The following is a 12,614-nucleotide window of genomic DNA, read 5'->3' as shown; positions in this document are numbered from 1 at the left end:
CTGGACGCGGTACTGCGTCCGAAGGTGGACGCGGCCTGGCACCTGCACGAGCTGACCCTCGGCCAGGACCTCACCGACTTCGTCCTCTTCTCCTCGGTGGCGGCGGCCTTCGGCAACCCCGGTCAGGCCAACTACGCCGCGGCGAACGTCTTCCTGGACGCACTGGCGCAGCACCGCGCGGCGCTGGGCCTGCCCGCGACCTCGATGGCCTGGGGCCCCTGGGCCCACGAGGGCGGCATGCTCGGCCGGCTCGACGAGGTCGAGCTGCGCCGGATGAGCAGGGGCGGGGTGCCGCCGCTGGGTGCGGAGGAGGGCCTGGCGCTCTTCGACGCGGCCCGCGCCGGTGTCGAACCGGCCGTCCTGCCGGTCCGCCTCGACCTGCCCGCGCTGCGGGCCAGGGCCGCCGCCTCCGGCATCCCGCAGGTCCTGCGCGGCCTGGTGCACGCGCCCGCCCGCCGTACCGTGGACGCCAACGCCGCCGCGGCCGGGGGAGTCCCGCTCAAGCAGCGCCTGGCGGGCCTCGCCGAGGCCGAACAGCGGCGCCTGCTGGTCGAGTCGGTCTGCGCCGAGGTGGCCGCGGTCCTGGGCCACGCCTCGGCCGCCGAGGTCGACCCGGACCGCGCGTTCAAGGAGATCGGCTTCGACTCGCTGACCTCGGTCGAGCTGCGCAACCGCCTCAACACGGCCACCGGCCTGCGGCTGCCCGCCACCCTGGTCTTCGACCACCCGAACCCCGCCGCGCTCGCGGACCACCTGGTCGCCGAACTCGTCGACGGCGCCGGCGCGGTGGCCGCGCCGCTGCCCGTGCTCAGCGAGCTGGACAAGCTCGAAACCCTGCTTCTCACCACGACCACCGACGGCGTCGAGCGCACGAAGATCACGCTGCGCCTGCAGAGCCTGCTGTCGAAATGGAGTGACGCACACAGTGCAACGGACGGTAGTGCTGCGGACCGCGACGCCGATCGGGAGCTCGAATCGGCCACCGGCGACGACATCTTCGACCTGCTCGACAAGGAACTCGGCCTCTCCTGACCTCCTGGGCGCAAGCTCACTGACCGCCTCCTGGAGGTGACGAAGCACATGACCACGTCTTCGAACGAAGAGAAGTACCTCGACTACCTGAAGCGCGTCACGGCGGACCTGCGGCAGGCCCGCAGGCAGCTGCGCGAGGTCGAGGAGCGGGACCTCGAGCCGCTCGCCGTCGTCGCCATGAGCTGCCGCTACCCCGGCGGCGTGCGCAGCCCCGAGGACCTGTGGAACCTGGTCGCGACCGGGACGGACGCGATCGCCGGCATGCCCACCGACCGCGGCTGGGACTTCGACGCGCTCTACGACCCGGACCCGGAGAAGGCCGGCAAGAGCGTCAGTCGCGACGGCGGGTTCCTGTACGACGCCAGCGAGTTCGACGCTGGCTTCTTCGGCATCTCGCCGCGCGAGGCGACCGCGATGGACCCGCAGCAGCGGATCCTGCTGGAGACCGCCTGGGAGACCTTCGAGCGCGCCGGCATCGACCCGTCCTCGGTGAAGGGCAGCCAGGCCGGCGTCTTCATCGGAGCGGCCTCCTCCAACTACGGCACCACCATGCACGCCGGCCTGGCCGGCCTCGAGGGCCACCTGCTGACCGGGAACGCCTCCAGCGTGGTCTCCGGCCGCATCGCCTACAGCCTCGGTCTCGAGGGCCCGGCGGTCACCATCGACACCGCCTGCTCCTCCTCCCTGGTCGCCCTGCACCTCGCCGCCCACGCCCTGCGCCAGGGCGACTGCTCGATGGCCCTGGTCGGCGGCGTCACCGTCATGACCACCCCCGGCACCTTCATCGCCTTCAGCCGCCAGCAGGGCCTGTCCGCCGACGGCCGCTGCAAGGCCTTCGCCGCCGGCGCCGACGGCACCGGCTGGTCCGAGGGCGTCGGCATGCTGCTCGTCGAGCGGCTGTCGGACGCGCAGCGCCTCGGGCACCCGGTGCTCGCCGTCGTGCGCGGCTCCGCCGTCAACCAGGACGGTGCCAGCAACGGCCTGACCGCCCCGAACGGCCCCGCGCAGCAGCGGGTCATCCGCCAGGCCCTGGCCAGCGCCCGGCTGACCGCCGACCAGGTCGACCTGGTCGAGGCGCACGGCACCGGCACCCGGCTCGGCGACCCGATCGAGGCCCAGGCCCTGCTCGCCACCTACGGCCAGGAGCGCGGTGAGAACGGCGAGCCGCTCTGGCTCGGCTCGCTCAAGTCCAACCTGGGCCACTCCCAGGCCGCGGCCGGCGTCGGCGGCATCATCAAGCTGGTCATGGCCCTGCAGCACGGGCTCATGCCGCAGACCCTGCACGTGGACGAGCCCACCCCGCACGTCGACTGGGCCTCGGGCGCGGTCAAGCTGCTGACCGAGGCCCGGCCCTGGCCGGAGACCGGGCGCCCGCGCCGCGCGGCCGTCTCCTCCTTCGGCATCAGCGGCACCAACGCCCACACCATCCTGGAGCAGGCCCCCGCCCCCGAGGCGGCCGAGGCCGCCGAGGGCACGGAAGGCGCCCCCGGCGCCGGGCGGCCCGCGCGGGTGTCCGCACAGGTCCCCGTGCCGGTCTCGGGCCGCTCGGCGGAGGCCCTGCGGGCCCAGGCGCGGGCGCTGCTCGCCCACGTCGAGGGCCGGCCGGAGCTGGGCCTGGCCGACCTGGGCTACTCCGCGGTGCGCGGCCGCGCCGTCCTGGAGCACCGGGCCCTGGTGCTGGCCGAGGACCGGACGGCGCTCACCGCCGCGCTGCGCGCGCTGGCCGAGGGCGACGCCTCGGCCGACGTGGTGCGCGGTGTCGCGGCGACGCGAGGCCGGACGGCGTTCCTGTTCACCGGGCAGGGCAGCCAGCGTCCTGGCATGGGCCGGGAGCTGTACGAGGCGTACCCGGTGTTCGCGGACGCCTTCGACGCCGTCTGCGCGCGGGTCGAACTGCCCCTGCGGGAGGCCGTGTTCGGGGAGGACGCGGACGTTCTGGCCCGTACGGAGTTCACCCAGCTGGCGCTGTTCGCGGTGGAGACCGCGCTGTTCCGTCTGTTCGAGAGCTGGGGGGTGCGTCCGGACTTCCTGGTTGGCCACTCGATCGGTGAGATCGCGGCCGCCCACGTGGCCGGTGTCCTGTCGCTGGACGACGCGGTCACGCTGGTCGCCGCTCGTGGGCGGCTGATGCAGGCGCTGCCCGAGGGCGGCGCGATGGTCGCGGTCAAGGCCACCGAGGCCGAGATCCTGCCGCTGCTCACGGACAACGTCAGCATCGCCGCCATCAACGGGCCGACCTCGGTGGTGATTTCCGGCGACGAGGCCGAAGTGCTGGCGATCGCCGGGCAGTTCGAGAAGACCAAGCGTCTCAATGTCTCGCACGCCTTCCACTCGCCGCTGATGGACGGCATGCTGGACAACTTCCGCCGGGTGGCGGAGGGTCTGACCTACGCGACGCCGCAGATCGCCGTGGTCTCCAACGTCACCGGTGCCCTGGCCACCGCCGAGGAGCTGTGCTCGCCCGAGTACTGGGTGCGCCACGTCCGCGAGGCCGTCCGCTTCGCCGACGGCATGCGCGCCCTCGAAGCCCAGGGCGTCAGCGTCTTCGTCGAGCTGGGCCCCGACGGCGTGCTGTCGGCCATGGGCCAGGAGTGCGTCGAGCAGGGCATGTTCACCCCGGCTCTGCGCGCCGGCCGCCCGGAGCAGCGGTCGCTGCTGACCGCGCTGGCCACCGCGCACGTGAACGGTGCCGCGGTGGACTGGTCGCCGGCCTTCGACGGCACCGGTGCGAGCCGCGTCGAGCTGCCCACCTACGCCTTCCAGCGGCAGCGCTACTGGCTCGACCTGCCGAACGACGCCGCCGAGGCGGCCTTCGAGCCGGTGGACGGCACGGACTCCGCGTTCTGGGCGGCCGTCGAGAGCGGTGACCTCGCCGCCGTGGCGATGACGCTGTCCGTGGACGGCGGCGACGAGCTGGTGCAGTCCTCCCTGAGCACCCTGCTGCCCGCTCTCTCCACCTGGCGCGAGCAGCGCAGGAACCGGACCACGGTGGACGGTTGGCAGTACCACGTCACCTGGCAGCCGGTCGACGGTGAGCAGGCGGCCGCCCCGGCGGGCACCTGGCTGCTCGCCGTTCCGGCCGGCCTGGACGAGGCCACCGCCACCGCCGTCGCCGAGACGCTCACCGCGAGCGGCGCCGAGGTGCGCCGCGTCGACGTCGAGGCGGGCGCCGACCGGGCGGGCCTGGCGGAGCTGCTGGCCGGGATCGCCGCCGAGGGCACCGAGGTGACCGGCGTACTGTCCCTGCTCGCCCTCGCCGAGCAGCCGGACGCCGGCCAGCCGGTGCTGTCCGTCGGCTTCACCGCGACCATCGCGCTGGTGCAGGCGTTGGGTGACGCGGGTGTGGGGGCGCCGTTGTGGTTGGCGTCGCGGGGTGCGGTGTCGGTCGGTCGTGCCGATCGGGTGAGCAGTGCGGTGCAGGCGCAGGTCTGGGGTCTGGGCCGGGTGGTGGCGCTGGAGGCGCCGGAGCGTTGGGGTGGTCTGGTCGACCTGCCCGAGGTGTTGGATGCTCGGGCGCGGGGCCGGTTGGCCGCTGTGTTGGCGGGTGTGGGCGGTGAGGACCAGGTCGCGGTGCGCGCCTCGGGCGTGTTCGTGCGTCGTCTGGTGCGGGCCGGTCGTTCGGGTGGGGCGGCCGCTTCGTGGTCGCCGCGTGGCACGGTGCTGGTCACGGGCGGTACGGGTGCGCTGGGTGCGCGGGTGGCGCGCTGGCTGGCGGACAACGGTGCCGGGCATCTGGTGCTGACCAGCCGTCGGGGCCTGGACGCCCCGGGTGCGGTCGAACTGCGTGAGGAGCTCGTCGCGTCGGGTGTCGAGGTGACCGTCGCCGCGTGTGACGTCGCCGACCGTACGGCCGTCGAGGCGCTGCTCGCCGAGCACGAGTTCACCGCCGTCGTCCACACCGCCGGTCTGACCGGTTCGGCCGTGCTCGCCGCCACCGACGCCGCCGAGGCCGCCGAGCTGATGGCCGCGAAGGTGGCCGGTGCCGCGCACCTGGACGAGCTGCTCGGGGACACCGAGCTGGACGCCTTCGTCCTCTTCTCCTCCATCGCGGGTGTCTGGGGCAGTGGTGGGCAGTCCGCCTACGCCGCCGCCAACGCCTACCTGGACGCCCTGGCCGAGCAGCGCCGCGGCCGCGGCCTGGCTGCCACCGCCGTCGCCTGGGGCCCCTGGGCCGACGGCGGCATGGTCGACGGCGAGGGCGAGCAGCAGCTGCGCCGCCGCGGCCTGCCGCCGCTCGCCCCCGAACTGGCACTGGCCGCCCTCGGCCGCGCCCTCTCCGAGGGCGACGCCACGCTGACCGTCGCCGACGTCGACTGGGCGCGCTTCGCCCCGGCCTTCACCGCCGCCCGCCCGCGCCCGCTGATCGCCGACCTCCCCGAGGTCCGGGCGCTGCTCGACGCCGAGCAGGCGCCCGCGCAGACCACCGACCAGGCCGGCCGGCTGCGCGAGCGGATCGCCCCGCTCGCCGCCGCCGAGCAGGTGCAGCTGCTGACCGGGCTCGTCCGGGGCCACGTCGCCACGGTGCTCGGCCACGCCGACTCCGCCGAGATCGAGTCCGGCCGCGCCTTCAAGGACCTCGGCTTCGACTCGCTGACCGCCGTCGAGCTGCGCAACCTGCTGACCGCCGGCACCGGCCTCTCCCTCTCGGCCACCCTGGTCTTCGACTACCCGACCCCCGAGGTCCTGGCCGCCCACCTGCGGACCCGCCTGCTCGGCGAGCAGTCCGCCGCCGTGCCCGCCGCCGCGACCGCGCGGACCGACGACGAGCCGATCGCCATCGTCGGCATGGCCTGCCGCTACCCCGGCGGCGTCAGCTCGCCCGAGGACCTGTGGCGGATCGTCGCCGACGGCATCGACGGCATCGGCACCTTCCCCGAGGACCGCGGCTGGGACCTCGACGCCCTCTACCACCCGGACCCGGCACACCAGGGCACCTCCTACTCGCGCGAGGGCGGCTTCCTCCCCGGCGTCGGCCGCTTCGACGCCGCGTTCTTCGGGATCTCGCCGCGTGAGGCGCTGGCCATGGACCCGCAGCAGCGGCTGCTGCTGGAGACCTCCTGGGAGGCCTTCGAGCGCGCCGGCATCGACCCGGCCACCCTGAAGGGCAGCCAGGCCGGCGTGTTCGTCGGCTCCAACGGCCAGGACTACGGCGCCCTCCTGATGAGCACCGCCGAGGCGACCGAGGGCTACCTGGCCACCGGCAACGCCGCCGCCGTCGTCTCCGGGCGCCTGGCGTACACCTTCGGCCTCGAGGGCCCGGCTGTCACCGTCGACACCGCCTGCTCCTCCTCCCTGGTCGCCCTCCACCTGGCCGTCCAGTCGCTGCGCAACGGCGAGTGCACCATGGCCCTGGCCGGCGGTGTCACCGTCATGTCCACCCCCGCCGCCTTCGTCGAGTTCAGCCGCCAGCGCGGCCTGGCCGTCGACGGGCGCTGCAAGTCCTTCGCGGGCGCCGCGGACGGCACCGGCTGGGGCGAGGGCGTCGGCGTGCTGTTGGTCGAGCGGCTCTCGGACGCGCAGCGCCTCGGGCACCCGGTGCTGGCGGTCGTCCGTGGTTCGGCGATCAACCAGGACGGTGCCAGCAACGGCCTCACCGCCCCCAACGGCCCCGCGCAGCAGCGTGTCATCCGCCAGGCGCTGGCCGGCGCCGGCCTGACGGCCGATCAGGTCGACGCCGTCGAGGCACACGGCACCGGCACCGTGCTCGGCGACCCGATCGAGGCCCAGGCCCTGCTCGCCACCTACGGCCAGGAGCGCAGCGGCGACCGCCCGCTCTGGCTGGGCTCGCTGAAGTCCAACATCGGCCACACCCAGGCCGCCTCCGGCGTCGGCGGCGTCATCAAGATGGTCATGGCGATCCGCGCCGGAGTGCTCCCGAAGACCCTGCACGTCGACGAGCCGTCCCCGCACATCGACTGGACGTCCGGCGCCGTCGAGCTGCTGACGGAGTCGCGGGACTGGCCCGAGACCGGCGAACCCCGCCGGGCCGGCGTCTCCTCCTTCGGCGTCTCCGGCACCAACGCCCACGTCCTCATCGAGCAGGCCCCGGCGGACACCGACGCGCCGGCCCGCGAGGCCGTTCCGGCCCCGGCCGCCGACCTGCCGGTCGTCCTGTCGGGCCGCACCCCCGACGCCCTGCGCGCCCAGGCCCACCGCCTGGCCGCCCACCTGCGCACCCGGTCGGACGTGCCGGCCGCCGACCTCGCGTACTCGCTCGCGACCTCCCGGGCCGCCTTCGAGCACCGGGCGGCCGTCGTCGTGGACGGCCCGGCCGAGCTGCTGGCCGCCGTCGAGGCACTGGCCGAGGGCGGCACGGCCGCCGGGCTGGTGACAGGTGCCGCCTCGGGCGGGAAGCTGGCGTTCCTGTTCACGGGGCAGGGGAGCCAGCGGCCGGGGATGGGGCGTGAGCTGTACGACGCCTTCCCGGTGTTCGCGGACGCCTTCGACGCCGTCTGCGCGCGGGTCGAACTGCCGCTGCGGGAAGCCGTGTTCGGTGAGGACGCTGACGTTCTCGCGCGCACCGAGTACACGCAGGTCGCGCTGTTCGCGGTGGAGACCGCGCTGTTCCGCCTCTTCGAGAGCTGGGGTGTTCGGCCCGACGTCCTGGTGGGCCACTCGATCGGCGAGATCGCGGCCGCGCATGTCGCCGGTGTGCTGTCGCTGGACGACGCCGTCACCCTGGTCGCGGCGCGTGGCCGGCTGATGCAGGCGCTGCCGGAGGGCGGCGCGATGGTGGCGGTCAAGGCCGCCGAGGCCGAGGTCCTGCCGCTGCTGACCGCCCAGGTGAGCATCGCTGCCATCAACGGGCCCTCCTCCGTGGTGATTTCCGGCGACGAGGATGAAGTCCTCGCCATCGCCGGGCAGTTCGAGAAGACCAAGCGGCTGAGCGTCTCGCACGCCTTCCACTCGCCGCTGATGGACGGCATGGTGGAGGAGTTCCGGGCCGTCGCCGAGGGCCTGGACTACGCCGAGCCGGTCATCCCGGTGGTGTCCAACGTGACCGGTTCGGTCGCCACCGCCGAGGAGCTGTGCTCGCCCGAGTACTGGGTGCGCCACGTCCGCCAGGCCGTTCGCTTCGCCGACGGCATGCGGACCCTGGAGGCTCAGGGCGTCAGCACCTTCGTCGAGCTGGGCCCGGACGGTGTCCTCACCGCCATGGCCCAGGAGTGCCTGACCGGCGTCGCGGCCTTCGCCGCCGCCCTGCGCACCGGACGGGGCGAGGCGCAGACCGCGCTGACCGCCCTGGCCGCCGCCCACGTCCACGGCTCGGCCGTCGAGTGGAGCGCCGTCTTCGCCGGCACCGGCGCCGTGCGCGTCGATCTGCCGACGTACGCCTTCCAGCAGGAGACCTACTGGCCCGACCTCAGCCTCGTGGCGCGTCCGGCCCTCGACGGGCCCGCCGGGGACGTCTTCGACACCGCGGTCTTCTGGGAGGCCGTGGAACGCGAGGACCTCGGCGCGCTGGCCGAGGCCCTGGAGGTGGACGACGCCGAGCAGGGCGTCCGCACCTCCCTCGGCACCGTGCTGCCCGCGCTCTCCTCCTGGCGGCGTCGCCGCCGTGAGCGCCACACCGTCGACGGCTGGCGCTACCGTGTCCAGTGGAAGCCGGTGACCGAGCTCGGCTCCGCCGTTCCGTCCGGTGAGTGGCTGGTGGTGGCGGAGGACGTTTCGGCTGCGCCGGTGGTGGCGTGTGCGGGGGCGTTGTCGGGTCGTGGTGTGTCGGTGCGGCTGGTGGGTTCGGCCGGGCTGTCGCGCGCGGAGCTGGCGGCTGCGGTGGCTGCGGCTGTCGGTGCCCCGGTGGCGGGGGTGCTGGGTGTGGTGTCGGACGCGGGTGTCGCGCTGACGCTGGTGCAGGCCCTCGGTGACGCCGGTGTCGGTGCGCCGCTGTGGCTGGCGACCGGCGGCGCCGTGTCGACGGGTCGTGCGGATGTGCTGCGTGACGCGGCGCAGGCGCAGGTCTGGGGTCTGGGCCGGGTCATCGCGCTGGAGCACCCGGAGCGTTGGGGCGGTCTGGTCGACCTGCCGGAGGTGCTGGACGAGCGGGCGCAGGGCCGACTGCTGTCGGTGCTGGCCGGCCTGGGTGACGAGGACCAGCTCGCCGTGCGAGCGAGCGGTGTGTTCGTGCGCAGGCTGGTCCGGGTGCCGGGTGCTGCCGCTGTGTGGACGCCGCGTGGCACTGTTCTGGTGACGGGTGGGACGGGTGCGCTGGGTGCGCATGTGGCCCGTTGGCTGGCGGGTGGCGGTGCTGAGCACGTGGTGCTCACCAGCCGTCGGGGTCTGGACGCCCCGGGCGCGGCCGAGCTGCGGGACGAGCTGACCGCTCTCGGCGCCCGGGTGACCGTCGCCGCGTGTGATGTCGCCGACCGTGCGGCCGTCGAGGCGCTGCTCGCCGAGTACGCCTTCACCGCCGTCGTCCACGCCGCCGGTGTGGCGGACGGGGGCACGATCGCCGACACCGACCTGCCCGCCTTCACCGACGCGCTCCGCGCCAAGGTCGACGGTGCGGCGCACCTGGACGAGCTGCTCGGCGACACCGAGCTGGACGCCTTCGTCCTCTTCTCCTCCATCGCGGGTGTCTGGGGCAGCGGCGGCCAGGCCGCCTACGCGGCCGCCAACGCCCACCTGGACGCCCTCGCCGAGCAGCGCCGCGCCCGCGGCCTCGCCGCCACCGCCGTCGCCTGGGGCCCCTGGGCCGACGGCGGCATGGTCGAGGCCGAGGCGGAGGACCGCCTGCGCCGCCGCGGCCTGCCGGTGCTGCCGCCCGCGCAGGCGGTTGCCGCACTGGCCGCCGCCGTCGCCGAGGACGAGCCCGCCGTGGTGGTGGCCGACGTCGACTGGGCGCTGTTCGTCCCCGGCTTCACCGTGGCCCGCCCGCGCCCGCTGATCGGCGACCTGCCCGAGGTGCAGCGCGCCCTCACCGGTGCCGCGTCTTCGGCCCAGCCGGACGGCGAGGCCAACGGCCTGGTCCAGCGCCTGCGGGCGCTCACCCCGGCCGAGCGTGAGCGCGCCCTGCTGGACCTGGTTCGGACCGAGGCCGCCTCGGTGCTCGGGCACCACGGCGCCGGAGCCGTCGAGCCGGCCAAGGCCTTCCGTGAGCTGGGCTTCGACTCGCTGACCGCCGTCGAGCTGCGCAACAACCTGAACGCGGTCACCGGCCTGCGGCTGCCCGCCTCCCTGGTGTTCGACTACCCGAACGCCGCCGTCGTCGCCGATCACCTGCTGGCCGAACTCCTCGGCTCCCAGGAGCAGTCCGACGCGCCGACCGCCGTCTCCGCGGCCGACGAGCCGATCGCCATCGTCGCGATGAGCTGCCGCCTGCCCGGCGGCGTCCAGTCGCCCGAGGACCTGTGGCGACTGGTCGCCGAGGGCCGCGACGCCGTCGGCGGATTCCCGGCCGACCGCGGCTGGGACCTGGACGCGCTCTACGACCCGGACCCGGCGAACCTCGGGACCTCCTACGCCCGTGACGGCGGATTCCTCGACGGCGCGGGCGAGTTCGACCCGTCCTTCTTCGGCATCAGCCCGCGCGAGGCGCTGGCGATGGACCCGCAGCAGCGTCTGCTGCTGGAGACCACCTGGGAGGCCTTCGAGCGCGCCGGTATCGACCCGGCGTCCGCGCGGGGCAGCCGGACCGGTGTCTTCATGGGCTCCAACAGCCAGGACTACGCCGCGCTGCTGCTCGCGCTCACCCAGGACGCGGACGGCTACCTCGCGACCGGCAACGCCGCCAGCGTGGTCTCAGGACGCCTCGCCTACACCTTCGGTCTTGAGGGCCCGGCGGCGACCGTCGACACGGCGTGTTCGTCCTCGCTGGTCGCGCTGCACTTCGCCGTGCAGGCGCTGCGCAGCGGTGAGTGCTCGATGGCGCTGGCCGGTGGTGTGGTCGTGATGTCCACCCCGGGCACCTTCGTGGAGTTCAGCCGCCAGCGCGGCCTGGCGACGGACGGCCGCTGCAAGGCCTTCGCGGCCGCCGCGGACGGTACGGGCTGGGGCGAGGGCGCGGGCGTCCTGCTGCTGGAGCGCCTGTCGGACGCGCAGCGCAACGGGCACCCGGTGCTCGCGGTCGTGCGCGGTTCGGCGATCAACCAGGACGGTGCCAGCAACGGCCTGACCGCCCCCAACGGGCCGTCCCAGCAGCGGGTCATCCGCGCGGCGCTGGCCAGCGCCGGGCTGTCCGCCGCCGAGGTCGACGCGGTCGAGGCGCACGGCACGGGCACCCGACTGGGTGACCCGATCGAGGCCCAGGCGCTGCTGGCCACCTACGGCCAGGAACGCACCGAAGAGCCGCTCTGGCTGGGCTCGTTGAAGTCCAACATCGGCCACACCCAGGCCGCCGCCGGCGTCGCCGGGATCATCAAGATGGTCATGGCGATGCGGGAGGGGCTGCTGCCGCAGACCCTGCACGTGGACGAGCCGACCCCCGAGGTCGACTGGGCCTCGGGCGCGGTCGAGCTGCTGACCGAGGCCCGGTCGTGGCCCGAGACCGGCGCGCCGCGCCGGGCGGGCGTGTCGTCCTTCGGCATGAGCGGCACCAACGCGCACGTCATCATCGAGCAGGCCCCGGCGGCGGTCGAGGCGCCGCAGGCCGCGGCCCCGGCCGACGAGGCCGGTCCGGTGGCGCCGTGGGTGCTGTCGGCGGGCAGCCCGGAGGCGCTCCGGGCGCAGGCCGGCCGACTGCTGGCCGTGCTGGACGAGGCCGGCGACCTGTCGCCCGCCGAGGTCGGCTTCTCGCTGGCCACCACGCGTGCCGCGCTGGAGCACCGGGCCGCGGTGACGGCCGGTGACCAGGCGGGTCTGCGCGAGGGCCTGGCGGCACTGGCCGAGGGCCGAACCGCCGCCGGGCTGATCACGGGCACGGCGGGTGCCGGGCGGACGGCGTTCCTGTTCACGGGACAGGGGAGCCAGCGCTCGGGCATGGGGCGTGAGCTGTACGACGCCTTCCCGGTGTTCGCGGACGCCTTCGACGCGGTGTGCGCGCGCATTGAACTCCCGCTGCGGGAGGCCGTGTTCGGCGAGAACGCGGACGCCCTGGCCCGTACGGAGTTCACGCAGCCGGCGCTGTTCGCCGTCGAGGTGGCGCTGTTCCGTCTGTTCGAGAGCTGGGGGGTGCGCCCGGACTTCCTGGTGGGCCACTCCATCGGTGAGCTGGTGGCCGCGCACGTCGCGGGTGTGCTGTCGCTGGACGACGCGGTGGCGCTGGTCGCCGCTCGTGGCCGGTTGATGCAGGCGCTGCCCGAGGGCGGCGCGATGGTGGCGGTCAAGGCCGCCGAGGCCGACGTCCTGCCGCTGCTGACCGAGAACGTGAGCATCGCCGCCGTCAATGGCCCGACCTCCGTGGTGATTTCGGGCGATGAGTCCGAAGTGCTGGCGATCGCCAGCCAGTTCGAGAAGACCAAGCGGCTCCACGTCTCGCACGCGTTCCACTCGCCCTTGATGGACGGGATGTTGGACGACTTCCGCCGGGTGGCGGAGGGCCTGACCTACTCGGCGCCGCAGATCGCGGTGGTGTCCAACGTGACCGGCGCCCTGGCCGCCGCCGAGGAGTTGTGCTCGCCCGAGTACTGGGTGCGCCACGTGCGCCA

The 12,614-nt window shown here is 74.5% G+C and carries 2 protein-coding genes; both read left to right on the top strand.

The features are described from left to right. Positions 1-1,032: acyl carrier protein (locus ACZ5OX_RS38870; RefSeq protein ID WP_465636906.1), on the top strand; the 1,032-nt coding region annotated here is incomplete at its 5' end. A 48-nt stretch (positions 1,033-1,080) separates the two neighbouring features. Continuing rightward, the coding region (locus tag ACZ5OX_RS38865) for a type I polyketide synthase (RefSeq protein ID WP_465636905.1) at positions 1,081-12,614 on the top strand (11,534 nt) is incomplete at its 3' end.

The organism is Kitasatospora sp. NPDC032121 (assembly GCF_055580145.1).
Note: the sequence above shows the minus strand (reverse complement) of the source record. Positions and strands in the feature narration are given on the sequence as shown.